Here is a 17,586-nt window from a genome sequence, read left to right on the forward strand (position 1 = left end):
CGGAGGCGAATTCGTTAATGAAGTTGATTTTGCGCCAGCCCTGCATGCTGGAGACCACGGCGGTGCGACCTTCGTTGCGTAGGTAGGGGCCGGGCACTGCCATGCCGATGGCGACGATGGATTGGTCTTCTGTAAGAAGCTGGGCCAGTCGCTGGTGGATGATGACGACGGTGTCGTCAATGGTGTTGTCGTATACCGTGGGCAGGGTTTCCAGGCTGAGCGCGTTGCCGCACAGGTCAAAAACTCCGATCTGCACCAAAGAGCGGGCGAATTTCACGCCGATGATATGGAAACGTGTGGTGTCCAGTTCGAGACCGATGGAACGGCGGTTCTTGGAGCCTTCAATATCCCCGGTCTCTTCGATCACGCCGGCTTCGATCAGTCGGGCGGTGATTTTGGTGATGGCTGCGGGGGTGAGATCCAGTGCCTTCGCGATCTGTGCGCGGGAGCTGATGCCGTGGTGGTACAGATGCTGAAGGATGCGCGAACGATTGGATTCGGAAACGCTGGCTTGTGAAGTAGCTTGCTTGGCTTCAAGCGCCATGGAGTCCTCCTTGTCCTGCCTCGTTGCGAGTGATTACGTCCGCTCGTCTTTGAATCTGAACTTGATTAAGATATTAACGTCGTTAATTGATTCACGCAATCAACCAAATCGGTCGGCGTGTCGTGCTGTGATATCGCGGCTTTTAATTTGTTAAGAATGTTGTCAATACTCTGGGGCACACTGATATCGGGCATCGGTTCAATGAAGAACGAAGGAGCGAGAGAATGATGAACGAGCAAGATTCGACCGTATTGAGAATCGGCGTCGATGTAGGCGGCACCAAGATCGAAGCGGCCTTGGTCGATGGACTCGGCCGTGTGGTGTGCACCGAGAGGATCCCGGCCCGTCATGGCGAGGAGGCCGTGATTGAAGATATCGCCGCTGTCGCGGGGCGGGTCTGCGACGGTGATTTCAGCCAGGTGACGAGTATCGGCATAGGCACTCCCGGCCAGGTGAATTATGTTTCCGGGCATGTCGACAATATCGTGAACCTTGAGGTGACCTCGTTGGATATGGGGCCACTGGTCGCGGAGCGCACCGGTGTGTCGACGCACGTCGAGAACGATGTCAATGCGGCGGCGCTTGGCGCGTCCGTGGTATTGGGGGGTGGGGCCAGCCTGCCCGGCGTCGTGGCGTTCCTGAACTTCGGCACCGGTCTTGCGGCTGGCCTGGTACAGGATGGTGTGCTGATGCATGGCGCAAGCGGGGCGGCGGGGGAGGTGGGTCATATCCCGGTGGAACCACACCGTTTCAAGTGTCCCTGCGGCCAATATGGTTGCCTGGAAACCGTGTGTTCCGGTGCCTCCGTGGCGAGGCTGTGGCCATCCGCCAATCCTGCGATGCCCGACTTGATTCGCCGTGCCAAAAAGCGCGAGGCGAAGGCTGTGGATGTGCTGGATATGGTGGTGCGCGCTATCGGGGACACCATTCAGATTGTGGCGCAGTCCATGGATCCTTCGGTGATTATTCTGGGTGGTGGTATGGCGAAGACCGGCGATTCGCTGATGGAGGTCATTGCCGCTGAACTGCGGCGCAGGGAATCGCAATGCCGGTTCCTTGCCTCGTTGGACCTTCCAAGCCGTTTGCGCTTGGCCCCATTGGACCAGCCTGTGGGCGCAATCGGTGCTGCCGTTGCCGCGTAGGGGGCGAACATGGCCGGCGAATACGCGTGAACATGGTGAGGGAGTGGCCCACCCCCTCACCATGTTGTGACTGTTATGACTGTGCGACTGCGGGCGGTGGTGCGCGCTTGAGTCTGATTGGGCTCACTGACTCAGGTAGTGCACGAGCACGGCAATCGCTTCACCCTGCACGGTGATATCCGAGCCGCATTCGCATCGGCGAATGACCGTGTGTTTGTGGAACGTCGAGGAAGTGCTGGCGTCGAGATATTGCTGTGCCGCATTGATGAATGTCGCGTTGACGATATCCGGTTGCCCGTACACGCAGACATCAGCCATGTCGAGCAGTCCAACCGGCATGGAGAGCGCTTGTCCGAGATGCCGCCCGGCTTGGGCAAGAATCCCTACCTTCTGCTGTTGGTCGGCGTGAATAAGCTGCTTGCGCAAGACATGGTCGGAGATCATGGTTTCCAGGCATCCGCGCTTGCCGCACGGACATTCGGGGCCGTTGAGGTCAATGGAAATATGCCCGATTTCGCCTGCCGCATGCATTTCCCCCTTGACGGGAGCGTCGTTGATGAGAATCGCCGAGCCTATGCCGCTTTCAATGCGCACGAAGATCATGTTCCTATCGCCCTGGCCGAAGAATCGTTCGGCCAGCATCGCGGCGGTGGCGTCATTGGTCACGGTGACGTTGGCGCCAAACCGTTCCTGAAGCGGAGCGGAAAGATCCATATCATGCCAATCGAGCCAAGTGGACCGCTTAACCACGCCGCCATCCACCACACCGGGGGATGCGATGCCGATGCCGATGACCGTCCCTTCGGCCATGCCCATCATTTTCTCGATAAGCTCTCCGATCATCTCCAACGTGACTCGTTCTCCGGCGCCGAGAGTGATCTCCGCGTGGCGCAACGCCTGCCCCAGCAGGTTGGTGACCGCGCCGTGAAGCATATGGTCCTGCGTGAGATCAAGGCTGACGATGTTCAGCCGGTCGATGTCGATGCTGAGCAAGGTGCCGCGCTTGCCCTTGCCCCCGCTTGGCGCTTGACCGGTTTCGCGCAATAGTCCTTCGTCGAGCATTTGGCTGACCACATCGGAGACCGCCACGCGGCTCAGGCCGGTGAGACGACCAAGGTCGGCACGCGAATACTGGTTGGTGGGGAATAGCAGGGAAAAGATCAATTGCCGATTACTGCGTCTCACATCGGTCGGCGAAGATTTGGCCGACTGGGTGTTCGAGGGCGAAGCGGCTCCAAAGAGTGACATTATTCCTCCTATCTGGATGAACATGCGCTCCGGAGCAGCCTATGCTCGTCGCAGATGTTCTGTTGCTGTGCGTTGAAGCTCATTCATCATTGAATCTGTTATGATACTTCACTAACTTTTTCCAGTGTACCTCAGCTCGAGCTCGAGGTGTATTGAAAACACCGGATATGGGGAAGTCCAAAATTGTAAGTATTATTAACAATTAGTTGGTTTGGCATATCGCGCATGGTATGTGGACCACGACGCATTGCGGGCCGTGACAAAGAAGTTGCCATCACCCCTCGATGCAATACAACTGCACATGGGCCTGCATATAACGGGTCACGGATGAAGGAAAGTAACAATGCCTGAGATCATCATTGTGAAGAACGAGGCCGAGGCTGGCGACATTTACGGGCGCTGCGTGGCCGATCTTATCAAGGCCAAGCCGAATGCGGTACTGGGTCTGGCCACTGGCTCCAGCCCTCTGGCTGCGTATCGTTCGCTGGCTCGGATTGTCAAGGATGAGTCCATCGACGTCTCCCAGGTGCAGGGCTTCGCGTTGGACGAGTACATCGGTCTGCCGCTGATCCACCCGGAGTCCTACCATGCGACCATCCACCGCACGGTGGTCGAGCCCCTGGGCCTCGACCCGGCGAAGGTCCATGTGCCCGGCGATGTGCTCAACGGCACGCCGCTTGAGGATGGGGCGAAGATTGCTTCCGCCGGCCCCGCCTATGATGCGGCCATCGAGGCAGCAGGCGGCATCGACGTGCAGATTCTCGGTATTGGCACCGATGGCCATGTCGGTTTCAACGAGCCCGGCTCCTCACTGGCTTCCGGCACACGTGTGAAGACCTTGGCCGAGCAGACCCGCATCGACAACGCGCGTTTCTTCGATAACGACATCAACCAGGTACCGACCCATTGCATCACGCAGGGCATCGGCACGATCATGAAGGCTCGTCATCTGGTGCTGTTGGCATTTGGCTCCGGCAAGGCCGAGGCCATCGAGGAGACCGTGGAGGGCGGTGTATCCGCGTTCTGCCCGGCTTCCGCATTGCAGATGCACCCGCACGCCACGATCATCGTGGACGAGGAGGCCGCAAGCCGCCTGCGTCATAAGGACTACTACCGTTACGCCTATACGCACAAGCCGGCATGGCAGGGCATCTGATCGACTGTCGGATTGTTGAGGCTCCCCTCATGGAGGGGAGCTCTATTATTCAGTGGAGCATGGAAACTGCAGGAGAATCCCTGCGGGATGAATCGAGGAAGCGTACATGGCTGATAGGCAAGAGATCGTATCGCGTGTGACTGCGGCTTTGGAGGGCAAGCCGTCTCCGGTGGCGATTCATAATGCGCGTAAGGTGGACGCGCGGGGCGAACAATCCGGGTATTGGATCGTTTCCGATGCGAATGGCGTCATCGTGGCAGCCGGAACCGGTGAGCGGTCCTTTGCCGAGGCTTGCACCGAGGCGGGCATTGATTCGGAAAGCGAAGCGGTGCTGGACGCAGCCGGAGGGATCCTCGCCCCGGGATATGTGGATATCCACGCACATGGCGCTTGGGAGAAAAGCTTCGATGATGGCCCGGATGGCATCGATGTGGCGCGTGCCGGTCATGCGGTGCACGGCACCACCCGCCAGGTGTTGTCGTTGATTACCAATCCGCTTGACGTGATCTGCCGCAACATCCGCATGGTTCGAGACAAAATGGCTTCTGGACGGCCGGATATCCTCGGGTGTCACTTGGAGGGCCCGTTCCTGGCGCTCGCTCGTAAGGGCGCACACGACCCGAATTGTCTCAAGGATCCAGTTCCGCAGATCGTCGACCAGATACTCGAGGCTTCAGGTGCCGATTCGCAGCATGGCAAGCGTGGATGCATTCGTCAGATCACCATTGCTCCTGAACTGCCTCATGGTTTGAGTGCAATCAGCCAGTTTGCGGCTGCGGGGGTGGTGCCCGCGGTCGGACATTGCGATGCCGATTATGAGACCGCCAAGGCCGGATTCGATGCGGGGGCCGGCATCATGACCCATATGTTCAACGCGATGAACGGATTGCATCACCGTAAGCCGGGTCCGATTCCAGCCGCTGTGGAGGATCCTCGCGTCACCATCGAGCTGATCAACGATGGCTTCCATGTACAGAATCCGATGGTGAAGCTCGGTTTCGGGTTCGCGCCGCATCGCATCGCCTTCGTCACCGATGCCATGGCCGCCACGGATTGCCCGGATGGTGCATACAAGTTGGGTGCACTGGATGTGAACGTGGTCGACGGCCATGCACGTTTGGTCTCCAATGGAGCTATCGCCGGCTCGACATTGCTGCTGGAAGGTGCCGTGAGCCGTGCGGTGAATGAACTCGGCATCAGTCCGGTCGCCGCAGTTGAAGCCGCCACATTGACACCGGCCAAAGCGTTCGGCTTCGATAAGCCCAATGAGGTGACCGGCGCGCCGATTGGTTTGCTTGCCCCTGGCTATGCCGCTGATTTCAACCTGATCGATCCTGCCGGTTGGAAGGTCGAACAGGTGTGGTGCGCAGGCCGCAAGATCAAGTAATGATTGCGTTGGTTTGATATAAAGAGCCGGGTACAGGCCTTATGGAATCTGTACCCGGCTCCTTGATATGAGATACGTATCAGCAAAAACTGGCTGATACGTATCAATCAGTGCTGCACGCCGTCGAAGACGAACAATGCGTGGGCGTCGCCGTTCTTCTTGTTCTCGAAGTATCGGTTAAACAGACGCAAACGCTCCACGGTGCTTGCCGCCAAAGGCCGGGGCAGGTCATCAAGATCGAACCATCCTACATTCAGGCTTTCCTCGTCGCCGACGAACGGTTCGCTATTGCCGCCTGGCTTCACCTTGCATAGGAAAGAATGATCCATATACATGGTGTTGTCGCCATTGGCATACGTCAACACCTTGTTCGAAGAGGTCACGGCCACCAGATCGGTGACGATGGCATCCACCCCGGTTTCCTCTTTGATTTCCCGTACAACGGTATCCGCTGGTTGTTCTCCGGGTTCGTTGATGCCATAGACCATGGCCCACTCACCGGTGTCGGAGCGGCGGCCGAGCAGCAGTTGGCCCTGATCGTTCAGCACATAGCCGGTCACGCCGTTGAGCCATAGCAGATCATGGCCGATTTTTTTACGTAATTCGAGCACGAATTCTGGTGTTGGCATGGTTTCTACCTTCCTATATAAAAATGGCTCCCCTCGCTGGGAGGGGAGCTGCCGGCGCATAGCCGACTGAGAGGAGCTGAACTATTACTTATTCGCGGCGGCGCGGTCGGCCATCCAGGCTTCCACGTCTTCGATCTGCTTCGGAATGCCGGCGGAAATCCATTCCGGACCATGCTCGGTCATCAGCACGTCATCCTCAATGCGGATGCCGATGCCACGGTACTCCGGCGGAATCAGCAGATCATCCTCACGGAAGTACAGGCCAGGTTCGATGGTGAAGATCATGCCCGGGCGAATCGGAGCTCCCTGATAGGCCTCGAAACGAGCCTGAGCGCAATCATGCACATCAAGACCAAGATGATGGGCCACGCCACAAGCCAGCCAACGGCGGTGCTGCTGGCCTTCGGGGGAGAGCGACTCCTCGACGCTCACCGGCAGCAGACCCCAATCATGCAGACGCTCGGCGATCACACGCATGCAGGCATGGTGAATATCGGAGTAGGTGGCGCCAGGCTTGGCGGCTTCAAAACCAGCCTGCTGGGAATCCAGAACGGCCTGGTACAGACGCTTTTGCAGATCGGTGAACTTGCCGTTGGTCGGGAACGTGCGGGTGATATCGGCCGTGTACAGGGAATCGACTTCCACGCCGGCATCCACGAGCAGCATATCGCCGGTCTTCACCACGCCGGTGTTGCGCATCCAATGCAGGATCGGGGCATGAGCGCCGGAAGCCACGATGGAGTCATAGCCGACGGCGTTGCCGAGCTCACGGGACACCGCGTTGAACGCACCCTCCAGGATGCGCTCGGAACGCGGCTTGTCGATGGCGGACGGCAGCGTGCTCAGCAGGCGGTCGAAGCCGTGCTTGGTGGCGTCCACGGCCTTGCGCATCTCATTGATCTCGTAGGAGTCCTTGATCATGCGGGCTTCGGAGGTGAACTCGTGCAGCTTGTCGTCATTCGCAGCGTTCTTGTCGGGGTCGGCAGCTCCGTTGGCCTCGCGGATGGACTCGACCAGCGAAGTGATCTGCGGATCGGTCTCGCGCATCACGCGCACGCGGACGGCGCCGGCCTCGGAGCCGACATCCTTGCTCAGCGCGTCGGCGAGCTGAGCGATGTCATGGGTCTCAATGCCGGTCATGGCCGTCATTTCCTTCAAGCCTGCACGGGGGCCCACCCAGTATTCGCCGTAATGCGGGTTCATGAAGAAGTCGGTGGTGGAATTATCGGCACGCGGGGCCACGAACAATTCCGGTGTATGGGTCTGGCCGGCCTTGGCCTCCTCGGAATCCGGGTCGACCGGGTTCAGCACCAGCACGGCGCCGGCCTCATAATCCACGCCAAGACCGGTGTAGTACGCGAAAGCGGTATCCGGACGGAACATGTAATCGCAATCATTGTTGCGGACCTTCGGCTGACCGGCGGGAATCACCAGGCGTTCGCCGGGGAAGGCCTTGCCCAGGGCGGCGAGGCGGGCCGGGATGAACTTGGAGGATTCCAGCGGCTTGATTTCCGGCTCGTCATCGGCCCAGCCGGACTTCATGAAGTCCTTGAACGCTTCGGAGCGCGGACGCAGCGAACGATTGTTCACGCGATCGCTCATGGCCTGATCACTGCCCGGAGCGCTTTTACGCTCTTCGGCCTCATATTCCTTATCCTTAGCGGTGACTACCTCACCCATCGATACTCCTTATGAAAGAAGGCTCATGTTACCGCTCCCATAGTAGTCGTTCGCATTCAGCGCATGCAATTTCTGATTTTGTATGCGCGGAATGCGCAATGAGCTGAATGCTGGAACCTATAGACCCCGACGATTACTATGGTGGAAGTTTTCGTTTGAAAGTTCATATTTGGCATGGACGGTTACAGAGGTGCTCTGAACCGGGTCAAAGGTGAGCAAGGGACAATGTTCTGGCACGAGCTGGGTAACGGTTTGTGCTGAGCTGGCGTGCAGCGCGCCGATTGAGATAGAGATGGAGGATGGGCATGTCATTCGAGCATCCGAACAGGAACAACGAGACAATGAGGGACGTCGAGCTGGATATCATGAGCCGCCCTCCGGAGCATAACACCACGAACCTCGACTTGGATCGCATGAATCTGATGCTCGATCTGCTGGGGCATCCTGAGCAGTCGTTCCGTGTGATTCATGTGACCGGTACCAACGGCAAGGGTTCCACGGCCCGCATGGCTGAAGCCATCTGCCGCGCCTACGGCATGCGCACCGGCCTCTATACCTCTCCACATCTGGAACGCATCAATGAGCGTATCTGCATCGACGGCCAGCAGCTTTCCGATGATGACTTCATCGACATTTGGGATCAGACCAAGGATTTGGTGGCGCTGGTCGACGCCAAGATGGAGGAGCAGGGCAAGCCGAAGATGAGCTTCTTCGAAGTGCTCACCGCAATGGCCATCTGGAAGTTCGCCGATGCCCCGGTGGATGTGGCCATCGTGGAAGTCGGCATGGGCGGCGCATGGGACGCCACCAACGTGCTGAATGCCGATGCGGCGATCATTGGCCCGGTGGATATGGATCACATGCAGTGGCTGGGGGATACGGTCGAGAAGATCGCCGGCGAGAAGGTTGGCATCATCAAGCCCGGTTGTACCGCGATCATCGGTCCGCAGCCGCATGAGGAAGCGGTCATGCCGATCATCGAAGAAGCGGCCGCCCGCAATCATGCCACGCTCATGCGCGATGGCTACGAGATGACCGTGTCCGATCGTATGCCGGCGGTCGGCGGTCAGGTGGCCACGCTCACCACGCCGAACGGAACCTACGAAGGCGTGCCGATTGCCAAGTTCGGCGAACATCAGGCCCACAATGCACTCGCCGCACTCGCCGCCGCCGAAGTGGTGATTCCGGTGAACGGCCCGCTGGACGGTGATCTGGTGGCCGAAGCTTTGAGCTCGGTCAAGATTCCGGGCCGTATTGAACAGATTCGAACCTCGCCGACCATCATCCTTGATGGCGGGCACAATGTGAACGCCGCGGAAGCCCTGCGCAAGGCCATTGAGGAAAGCTACGATTTCAAGCAACTGGTCGGCGTGGTGGCCATGATGCGCGACAAGCAGGTCGAGGAGTACCTTGGCGTGCTTGAGCCGATTTTGAGCTCCGTGGTCGTTACCGAGAACTCCTGGCGTGACCGCGTGATGTCCGCCGACGATCTGGAGAAGATCGCCGTGGACGTGTTCGGTCGTGATCGTGTGATCAAGGAACCGAACCTACCTGATGCCATCCAGACCGCTGTCAACATGGTCGATGCGGAAGATGAATTGGGCGTGGGCTATGGCCATGGCGTGTTGATCTGCGGCAGTTTCGTCACCGCCGGCGACGCTCGTACGATGCTCGAAGAGCATGTGAGCCCTACGATGAAACAGGCGATGGTTATTCACCAGCCAGTGGTCGACCCCGATGATTCGGATGATTCCGATACGCAGACAGATGCCGCTGCCGCAGACATGCTCGACGATCAAGTCAGCCCTGACGATTTCGATGTGTTTGATGTACTCGGACTTGGCGAATCCGGTTCTTCCGCGAACAGGTCGGATGATGTGCGAGCCTGACCGGGGACGGTTGGGCTACAAGCAACATAGCAAAAGACGGTGCTAAGCCATGTATCTTAAAGAGCTCACCCTGCGCGGCTTCAAATCCTTCGCCTCGGCCACTACATTGCGGTTCGAGCCGGGGATCACCGCGGTTGTAGGCCCTAATGGATCAGGCAAATCCAACATTGTGGATGCCCTGACCTGGGTGATGGGTGAGCAGGGTGCAAAGAATCTGCGAGGCACCTCGATGGAGGACGTGATTTTTGCGGGCACGTCCTCCAGGCCGCCTCTTGGTCGAGCACAGGTAAGCCTGACTATCGATAATTCCGATCACACATTGGATATCGACTACACGGAAGTGACGATTTCCCGCACGATCTTCCGCAATGGGGGATCGGAATACGCCATCAACGGTTCGACATGCCGTCTGCTGGATATTCAGGAATTGCTTTCGGATACCGGCCTTGGCCAACAGATGCATGTGATTGTAGGCCAAGGCCGATTGGATGCGATTCTCAAGGCCGATCCCTCAGGCCATCGAGCGTTCATCGAAGAGGCTGCTGGCATCTTAAAGCATCGTAAGCGCAAGGAACGCGCGCTACGAAAACTGGCCAACACCGAATCAAATCTGAATCGTTTGGATGATCTGCTGCGGGAACTGCACCGGCAGTTGGGGCCGCTCGGCAGACAAGCCCGCATCTCCCGCAGGGCGGATGCTATTCAGATTTCCTTGCGCGATGCGCAAGCGCGTTTGTATGCCGAGGATGCGCAGCAGTCGATGACTCGCCGGGAAACCGTGCGCAAGGAATTAGGTGAAGTACGGGCTCAGCTGGCTGCCGCGCAACGTGAATTGGCGCAGGTGAAGGTGCGCATCGACCAAGTGGAATCCCTGACCTCTCAATCAAGTCCTGCCATCGCGCAAGCCAACCAGTACTGGCATGATTTCTCCCAAACCAGAGAACGCCTGCTCGCTTTGGCCCAACTTGCCGACGAACGTGCGCGATCGACGGCTCATAGCATCGTCGGCAACATGGGCGAGGATCCCGATGTGCTGCATGTTCGTGCGGATGAACTCGAGCAACAGGCCAACGCGCAGGATCATACGGTGAGCGATGCCCGATTGGCTTTCGACAAGGCCACGGAACAGCGGGCCGATGCCGAAAAGCAGTTGGCTTCGGTACGTCAGACGTTGACCGAGTTGCGTAAAACCGCGCAAGAGCGCGATTCCGCGATCACCAGGCTGCGCGAATTGATTGCGCGAGAGGAATCCGCTGTGCAATTGGCCCAGAGCAGGGCCAAGGATTATGCAGGCCAGCGTGCGGCGGTCGACGAGCAGCGCGATGACGTGCGGCATCAGCTGGATGCTTTGCGTGAGCAAGCCGAAGCAATCTCAGATGACAACGGTGCGGCGTTGGACGCCGCTCGTGCCGCATTGGCCGAATGCCGTGATGCGCTGAACGATTTGACGGACATGCAGCGTAGTCTGCAATCGCGAATCATCTCCCTGAAAGCCAAAGCCGATGCGCTTGCCGACACGTTGACCAGTCGTAACGCGTCCAGCGCATTGGAACATGATGAAGACGCACATGTCTTAGGGCGGCTCACCGATTTCATCCGTGTCGCTGAAGGCTGGGAAGAAGCGGTGGCCCATGTGCTCGGCCAGTTTTCCAACGCCATCGTGGTAGCCGAACCGGACAACATGCTTCATGCGCTGGAGCGTGCCCGCGAAGACAAGTTAGGCAAGGCCGTGATGATCACGGCAGGTCGCGCCTCGTTTGCGCGGGTCGAACATCAACCGGTACCGGATACCGAGACCGATAAAGAGACTGTTCGCCGGCTTGATTCGTTGGTCAGCGTCAATCCTCAGGCCGTCGATAGAACGGCGGCGCAGAATGTGGTAGCTGCGGTGCGACTACTGCTGAACGACACTATCGCGGCGGACGATCTTGAGCAGGCGCAACAGTTGGTGGAATCCGGACAAGCTGAATGCGCGGTGACAGCCCAGGGCGAAATGCTGTGCAGGGGAGTCGCCGCAGTCGGCGGCTCGTCGCTTTCGCAATCCGATCTGGCTCTTGCCTCCAAACGCGATAAGGCATTGGCCCAGGCGTCGCAACTTGAAGACCGGGAGCAGCGGATCGCCGAGCAGGTGGGTGAAGCTCAGCGGCAGCGGGATGATGCGGCGCGGACGGTCGATCAGGAATCGTCCAAACGTACCGAGCTGAGGCTCAAGGTGCAGCAGGCGCAGCAAGCATTGCGGTCGGCGCAACAGCGTTTTGCATCACTGGACCGGCAAGCCGCGCAATTCGATCATCGTATTGCTGAAACGAGGTCGCAGATGCATGACCATCAGCTGAAGCTGGATGATCTCAATCGCGCGTTGGAATCCGCCCGACAATCCGGCGATACGCAGGAACAGTGGAATGATCTCGAAGAGCGGGAGCATGAGCTTGAACAGGTATTGTCTCATGCGCGGGAGCACGAGATCGAGGCGAAAATTGCTTGGACCGATGCCTCCCGTAAAGCCGGGTCGTTGCATCGACAGGCCGAATTGCTTCGCGATAACGCCAAGGAAGCGGCGGAACGACGTGCCCGCATCGAAGAGCTGAACGCCAAACGCCGTGCGCAAATCACGCGTTTGCAAGGCATCGCCCAGGATGCGCGCGGCGTGGCGTTGATGGTGGGGCATACCCTGCACAGCATCGCAGCCGAACGCGATCGTCTGCAGGCCGAAGCATCCAGCCATGATGACGAGCTGAAGGCATTGCGCGCGCAACGCAACGCGATCGAGCCGCAGGTCACCGATTTGACCGCACGCGAACATGCGTTGGATGTGAACCGCGAACGACTCGCCATGGAAACGGGCCAGCTTATGCAGAAGGTCTCCGATGAGCTCGGATTGACATTGGAGGAATTGGTCCGGGAATATGGTACTGACCAGCCGGTGCCGGTCCTCGACGATAACGGCAATCCAGTGCCGTACGACGGTTCGACGAACCATAGTGACGTATCGGAGGGCGAGGCTGCTTCCGAGGCGGTTGCAGAGGACGGAGCGCGGCCGCAATGCTTCCAGACCGTGCCCTATAACCGTGCCGAACAGAAGAAACGGCTGGATAAGGCGCGTCGAGAGCTTGCGGCGCTTGGCAAAGTGAATCCACTGGCCACTGAAGAGTATGAAGCCCTGGAAGAGCGCAATAAGTATCTCAATGACCAGCGCAACGATGTGGTGAAGTCCCGTGATGATCTCATGCAGTTGATCAAGGACCTTGATTCCACCATGGTCACGGTATTCAAAGCGGCGTTCGATGATACCGCCAAAGCCTTCGAACAGGTATTTGCCACCCTGTTCCCCGGAGGCACCGGGCGTCTTCGTTTGGAAGACCCGGATGATCTGTTGGCCACCGGTGTTCTGGTGGAGGCAAGCCCGGCAGGCAAACGCGTCAAACAGTTAAGTCTGCTTTCGGGAGGGGAACGCTCGCTGACAGCGTTGGCGCTGCTGTTCGCGATTTTCACCGCACGCCCCAGTCCGTTCTACGTGATGGACGAGGTGGAGGCCGCGCTCGATGATGTGAACCTCACCAGACTGATCAACGCGTTGAACGAGCTGCGCTCGCATGCGCAGCTCATCATCATCACCCATCAGCAGCGTACCATGAGCATTGCCGACGCGCTGTATGGCGTGACCATGCGCGCCGATGGTGTGACCGCGGTCATCAGCCAGAAATTGGATCGCAAATAAATAACGGGAGACTCTTGTAAAGAGTGCTCCCGTCGCCGTCTGACCGTTACTTCCGTATAGACTTGCGCAGATGTTGAAGCGTCTGCAGAGCCCAGTAGAAGCTCTTTTTTACTGGAATATCACGCGCTGGAGCCACTGGGGTGATTTCTTCGGTGAATTTGGTCTTGAACTCGTTCAGTCCTTTCAAGGAAGGAGCGAAATCAGAGCCAATGCCCATCAAGTCATAATCCGTGATGCCCTGCGTGCCGAGAATGCAGCATTCGGAGTACAGCAGTTTATCGGTGACATGAAGACGCATGACTTCGTTGCGCATGCCTGCATAGTAACGTACGGCACGCGAGCCGTTCACCGTTACGATGGACCAGGCCACGACCTTGTCGTCGATGCGCGCGGCGAAGACACGGCAATGGTTAGCGCCAAGGGCCTTGATCATATCGGAATAGTCGCTTATCGGCGCAGGCGCGAATCCGTCACGCTTTCCGGTTTCCACCATAACATCGTAATACTCGGAGAAATCATTTAAGGCCTGCTGTGTTTCATCGGCCACCTCAGCTGGGCACTCGCGAAGGGACTTGCGCACATCGCGACGGCCGCGGCGCTTCATACGGGACAGAATCGCATCATCGCCGCCTGTCACATCGATGACCACGGTAGCGTCGTAGGGCACGGTGGATAGTACTGGTTTTGTGCCAGTGCTGTACCAGGTATCTATGCGGATAAAGACTATGTTGCGATCGGTGTGCCTGACCATATCTACAATGGCGGCGATTACCTGCTGCTCATCGGATTCATTCGGCTTGGTCAGCCAAGTCGGGCCATGAACGGATCGAAGATAATGATAGCCGTGAGTTTCGTAATCGATAAACGAGATCACCGCCACAACTGCATCATCGTGGATGATGAGGTAGCTTCCCCACGGCGTACGCCCGTCAATGTCGGATTGGTAATTCGACCAGACCGCGGTTTGCTCAATGGGCAGGGTGATGCCTGCCTGTGCCGCTTCGGCTTCGAGTGTCGCTCCATCAACCTTTTTCAAAGTGATCATTGTCGTAATCCTATGTTCTCTTGTGCACAAAATCGGTGATCTGTCAATCTGATGATTGTTTATTTGTCGTGATTGCTGACTACTGCGCGATGCCGAATAGGCGGCGCACAACATGTCCATCGCCCTCGTAGGGGGCATGTTTGCCTTCCACCTTGATCCACTGCTCTTCGCCCTTGCCGATAACCAGCAGTACGGTCATACGACCTGCTGCCGACGTCTGTTCGGCCTCACGAACGGCTTGTTCGATGGCCTTGGCGCGGTCAAGGATGATTTCGCTGGAGACGTTGGGATTGGTGATGTATCCTTGCATCTCGTTCAAGATGTCAAGCATCGGCTCCTTGACGGTATCCTCCGAGGTCAGGATGATGCGATCGGCCTTCTCCTGCGCTCCGTTGATGATGCCCTCGCGACGATCCACGGCTTTATCGCCAACGGAACCGGTGACCACGATGATGCGGGGATTGCGTTCGGCATACTTGTGCGATACGAAGTCAATCAGCGTGCGTGTGCTCACGAAATTGTGTGCGTAATCCACATACGCCACGATTGAGCCGTCCTGATTGGCGAAATGCTCCATGCGGCCGGAAATACGGACGTGTTCCAGTGCGGCGAATGCGGGGGAGTCCGCAGGCACTCCGGCTGCACGGGAGAGCGCGATGGCCGTGGCCGCATTGGCGGCGTTGAATCCACCCTCAAGTTCAAGGGAGAAATCGCCAATGGCCTTGCCGTGCTCGCGGAATATGTATTGGGCCGCATTGTTCGGATCGGGCAATGCAATGAAATCACTGTCTTGCCGGCTGTTGCCGGTGTCGTCGGCATCGCTATCACGGAAAGCGAACGTGACGACTGGCACCTGGGCGTTTCGTGCGTCTTCGCGGATCAGTTCGGCGTGATCGCAATCGGTGCCGAGCACCAGTGTCTTGCAGTTATAGGTGATCTGACGCTTGCAGTAAAGGTAATCCTCGAACGTCGGATGCTCGATGGGGCTGATATGATCGGGGGAGATGTTCAGGAACGCCGCCACGTCAAACGTGAGCCCATAGACTCGGTTGACTTTGTATGCCTGGGAAGACACCTCCATGACGAGATATCGCATGCCATTGTTCACGGCCTCATGCATCATGCGGAAGGCGTCGAGGCTTTCCGGGGTGGTCAGAGCCGATTCGACGTAAGTATGGCCGTCGAGACAATTGTCCACCGAGGAGAACAATGCGCATCTGCCATCGGAATGGGCGTTGAGCACGGCTTGCGTGAAATAGGCGGTCGTGGTCTTGCCCTTGGTGCCGGTGATGCCAATCACCGTGAGCTTGTCTTGCGGACGGGCGAAGAACTCGGCGGACAACAGGCTCATGGCCTTGCGCACATCGGTCACGATCAGGCCGGGGGCGGACGTCTCCTGGCTGTAATCCGTCTGGGCGACATATGCGGCCAGGCCGCGCTCGTCGATGTTCCGGAGGAACGAAGCCTTGAAATTGCCCTTGCAGAACAGCAAAGTGCCAGCTGTTACTTCACGTGTGTCATAGGTGATGTTGCCGAATGGCTGATCGTGGTCGGTGATCTTCCCCGTGTCAAGGGTCCAGCAATCGCCTGCGATGATTTCGCGCAACAGATGATGGTGTTCAAGCAGCTGTGCCGCCGAGGCCAAAGTCAAAGCCATAAATCGTTTCTCCCTGTTTCTTACCGAATGATATTCTACAGGCCGTTTGCGCCATGGCATGGCACTGGTGGCATCGACCACGATATGAGCACATGGGTTGGCTACAATGAGCAATCGTGACCACAACGAACCAAGTACCAGATCAGATCGCTCAAGGCGGCACGGACACGGGCAGGAACACGGTTTCGGGGGAGACCATGGCGTCCAAACGCGCCCGGTTCGAACAGCTGGCCATGCCGGCCGTCAATGCGCTCTATCGACAGGCAATGCGGCTGACCAACAATCCGGAGGATGCGCAGGATTTGGTTCAGGATACCTTTGAGCGCGGTTTCAAAGCTTTCGACACCTTTCAGCCCGGCTCCAATTTCGAGGCGTGGATGACCACCATCGAACGTAATGCCTATTTCAACCAGTACGCCAAAGCTAAGCGTCGGCCGCAACGTGCCAACGATTCGACCGGCGAATACGATGACTGGGACATCTATGATGCCGCGGAACATTCCTCAGACGGGCTGAAATCCGCCGAAGAGGAATATCTGGATGCCTTCGCTCCCGAGGAGATCATGGAGGCGCTCGCCAAACTTTCCCCCGAACGCCGCCAAGTGTTCATCGATGCCGCCATCGATGGCAAGTCATATCAGCAGGTGGCGGATGAGCAGGGAGTGAAGATCGGCACGGTGATGAGCCGTTTGAACCGTGCGCGTGCCCAGCTCAAACGTGAATTGGCGACATATGCGCGTGAACGGGGGTATGTAGCAGATGAAGCGACGAAATCAGCTGGTTCACCATCCGCGAAGTTACGGAAAAACGCGAATGAGCACGTTGAAACCGTCCATAATGGAAATGATGGAAAGGAGATGTGATGATGAACGATCGGAGTGTTGAGCAGACTCGTCATATCTCCATCACCAGCACGACGTCGGATGGCGTGGTGCGCAGGACCGAAGTGCATATCACCACCAGGCAGTGCTGCTCGGGTGAAGGCGGTGTGGAATGTAACTGCCAATCCGCGCAAAGTGAAGCCGCGGATGCTCGGGAATACGGGCAGTATGGGCAGACTGAGGACTGTTTTGATCCATCAACCTGCTGTGATGCGCGCGAGCAGGCGCTGATTGCGGCGTTGCGTGCGTATTTGCGCCCTGATGTGGCCCCGGAATGCCTGATGGCGAAGCTTAAGGCCACGCTCGATCATTGCTGCGGCGAAGATAAGTGATACATGGCGTCTGACCGCGGAAAAATGGGATGCGGCTGGAATGCGAGGGGAAAACAAATGAAGCCCGTCTGATTGCTCAGACGGGCTTCATGCATATTCCAATGGAATACGTCAAGAATCAGGCGTTAGGACGCTTGCCGTGGTTAGCGGCCTTCTTACGACGATCCTTACGCTTACGTCCGCGCATGCCCATGATGGACTCCTTTACTTAAAGAAAAATAAGCCTTCGGAATTATGCCACATCGCTCAGACTATACGCAACACGTGTGTCATTGCCG

14 protein-coding genes are annotated in these 17,586 nt (G+C 57.8%); 7 read left to right on the forward strand and 7 right to left on the reverse strand.

The genetic code is table 11. The annotated features are described in order from the left end of the window. Positions 1-544 (reverse strand): ROK family transcriptional regulator (locus F7D08_RS06550; RefSeq protein ID WP_152209859.1); only part of this gene is annotated, 544 nt, incomplete at its 3' end. A gap of 227 nt (positions 545-771) precedes the next feature. Here F7D08_RS06550 and F7D08_RS06555 point away from each other — a divergent pair. Beyond that, positions 772-1,686, forward strand: a complete 915-nt coding sequence (locus F7D08_RS06555) for an ROK family protein (protein WP_152209961.1) — start codon at positions 772-774, stop codon at positions 1,684-1,686. Between the two features lie 123 nt (positions 1,687-1,809). Here the strand turns inward: F7D08_RS06555 and F7D08_RS06560 are convergent, their stop codons facing one another. Beyond that, positions 1,810-2,934 carry an ROK family protein gene (locus F7D08_RS06560; RefSeq protein ID WP_152209860.1) on the reverse strand — a complete coding sequence of 375 codons (1,125 nt, stop codon included), beginning with the start codon at positions 2,932-2,934 and terminating at the stop codon, positions 1,810-1,812. A 343-nt stretch (positions 2,935-3,277) separates the two neighbouring features. Here F7D08_RS06560 and nagB point away from each other — a divergent pair, with 343 nt between their 5' ends. Further along, entirely contained in the window at positions 3,278-4,090 is an 813-nt protein-coding gene (gene nagB, locus F7D08_RS06565; protein ID WP_152209861.1) for a glucosamine-6-phosphate deaminase, read from the forward strand. A 106-nt stretch (positions 4,091-4,196) separates the two neighbouring features. Beyond that, on the forward strand, positions 4,197-5,477 hold the full coding sequence (locus tag F7D08_RS06570) for an N-acetylglucosamine-6-phosphate deacetylase (RefSeq protein WP_152209862.1): 1,281 nt from the start codon (positions 4,197-4,199) through the stop codon (positions 5,475-5,477). A gap of 107 nt (positions 5,478-5,584) precedes the next feature. On the opposite strand, the gene F7D08_RS06575 is transcribed toward F7D08_RS06570, so the two are convergent. Together F7D08_RS06575 and F7D08_RS06580 are read right to left on the reverse strand one after the other, a co-directional pair. Next, positions 5,585-6,106, reverse strand: coding sequence for an NUDIX hydrolase (locus F7D08_RS06575; RefSeq protein WP_152209863.1), 522 nt, complete (start codon positions 6,104-6,106; stop codon positions 5,585-5,587). Positions 6,107-6,190: 84 nt separating this feature from the next. Further along, positions 6,191-7,786, reverse strand: coding sequence for an aminopeptidase P family protein (locus F7D08_RS06580; protein WP_152209864.1), 1,596 nt, complete (start codon positions 7,784-7,786; stop codon positions 6,191-6,193). A 305-nt stretch (positions 7,787-8,091) separates the two neighbouring features. On the opposite strand from F7D08_RS06580, the gene F7D08_RS06585 reads away from it, so the two are divergent. Then, a complete protein-coding gene (locus F7D08_RS06585; RefSeq protein WP_193316230.1) occupies positions 8,092-9,675 on the forward strand; it encodes a bifunctional folylpolyglutamate synthase/dihydrofolate synthase in 1,584 nt (527 codons plus the stop codon). 49 nt (positions 9,676-9,724) lie between these two features. After that, positions 9,725-13,393 carry a chromosome segregation protein SMC gene (smc, locus tag F7D08_RS06590; RefSeq protein WP_152209865.1) on the forward strand — a complete coding sequence of 1,223 codons (3,669 nt, stop codon included), beginning with the start codon at positions 9,725-9,727 and terminating at the stop codon, positions 13,391-13,393. A gap of 46 nt (positions 13,394-13,439) precedes the next feature. Here the strand turns inward: smc and F7D08_RS06595 are convergent, their stop codons facing one another. Beyond that, a complete protein-coding gene (locus F7D08_RS06595) occupies positions 13,440-14,438 on the reverse strand; it encodes a lipid II:glycine glycyltransferase FemX (protein WP_152209866.1) in 999 nt (332 codons plus the stop codon). Between the two features lie 79 nt (positions 14,439-14,517). After that, on the reverse strand, positions 14,518-16,095 hold the full coding sequence (locus F7D08_RS06600) for a UDP-N-acetylmuramoyl-L-alanyl-D-glutamate--2,6-diaminopimelate ligase (RefSeq protein WP_152209867.1): 1,578 nt from the start codon (positions 16,093-16,095) through the stop codon (positions 14,518-14,520). 197 nt (positions 16,096-16,292) lie between these two features. On the opposite strand from F7D08_RS06600, the gene F7D08_RS06605 reads away from it, so the two are divergent. Both F7D08_RS06605 and F7D08_RS06610 read left to right on the forward strand, forming a co-directional pair. Beyond that, the gene (locus F7D08_RS06605) at positions 16,293-16,958 is read left to right on the forward strand and encodes a sigma-70 family RNA polymerase sigma factor (RefSeq protein WP_226803425.1); all 666 of its coding nucleotides are present in this window, start codon (positions 16,293-16,295) and stop codon (positions 16,956-16,958) included. Between the two features lie 2 nt (positions 16,959-16,960). Next, positions 16,961-17,308, forward strand: a complete 348-nt coding sequence (locus tag F7D08_RS06610; protein WP_152209964.1) for a hypothetical protein — start codon at positions 16,961-16,963, stop codon at positions 17,306-17,308. 118 nt (positions 17,309-17,426) lie between these two features. Here the strand turns inward: F7D08_RS06610 and F7D08_RS09970 are convergent, their stop codons facing one another. After that, positions 17,427-17,501: a 50S ribosomal protein bL37 gene (locus tag F7D08_RS09970; protein ID WP_003817083.1), complete on the reverse strand. Its 75-nt coding sequence runs from the start codon at positions 17,499-17,501 to the stop codon at positions 17,427-17,429. Positions 17,502-17,586 lie beyond the last annotated feature (85 nt).

It is taken from the genome of Bifidobacterium cebidarum (genome assembly GCF_009193305.1).
GTDB classification, from domain to species: Bacteria; Actinomycetota; Actinomycetes; order Actinomycetales; family Bifidobacteriaceae; genus Bifidobacterium; species Bifidobacterium cebidarum.

Excerpts from the sequence above, each read along its gene's own strand:
- nagB (WP_152209861.1), top strand. The coding sequence starts at position 3,278 with ATGCCTGAGATCATCATTGTGAAGAACGAGGCCGAGGCTGGCGACATT.
- F7D08_RS06605 (WP_226803425.1), top strand. The coding sequence starts at position 16,293 with ATGGCGTCCAAACGCGCCCGGTTCGAACAGCTGGCCATGCCGGCCGTC.
- F7D08_RS06560 (WP_152209860.1), bottom strand. The coding sequence starts at position 2,934 with ATGTCACTCTTTGGAGCCGCTTCGCCCTCGAACACCCAGTCGGCCAAA.
- F7D08_RS06555 (WP_152209961.1), top strand. The coding sequence starts at position 772 with ATGAACGAGCAAGATTCGACCGTATTGAGAATCGGCGTCGATGTAGGC.
- F7D08_RS06575 (WP_152209863.1), bottom strand. The coding sequence starts at position 6,106 with ATGCCAACACCAGAATTCGTGCTCGAATTACGTAAAAAAATCGGCCAT.
- F7D08_RS06580 (WP_152209864.1), bottom strand. The coding sequence starts at position 7,786 with ATGGGTGAGGTAGTCACCGCTAAGGATAAGGAATATGAGGCCGAAGAG.
- smc (WP_152209865.1), top strand. The coding sequence starts at position 9,725 with ATGTATCTTAAAGAGCTCACCCTGCGCGGCTTCAAATCCTTCGCCTCG.
- F7D08_RS06595 (WP_152209866.1), bottom strand. The coding sequence starts at position 14,438 with ATGATCACTTTGAAAAAGGTTGATGGAGCGACACTCGAAGCCGAAGCG.
- F7D08_RS06585 (WP_193316230.1), top strand. The coding sequence starts at position 8,092 with ATGTCATTCGAGCATCCGAACAGGAACAACGAGACAATGAGGGACGTC.
- F7D08_RS06570 (WP_152209862.1), top strand. The coding sequence starts at position 4,197 with ATGGCTGATAGGCAAGAGATCGTATCGCGTGTGACTGCGGCTTTGGAG.
- F7D08_RS06610 (WP_152209964.1), top strand. The coding sequence starts at position 16,961 with ATGAACGATCGGAGTGTTGAGCAGACTCGTCATATCTCCATCACCAGC.
- F7D08_RS06600 (WP_152209867.1), bottom strand. The coding sequence starts at position 16,095 with ATGGCTTTGACTTTGGCCTCGGCGGCACAGCTGCTTGAACACCATCAT.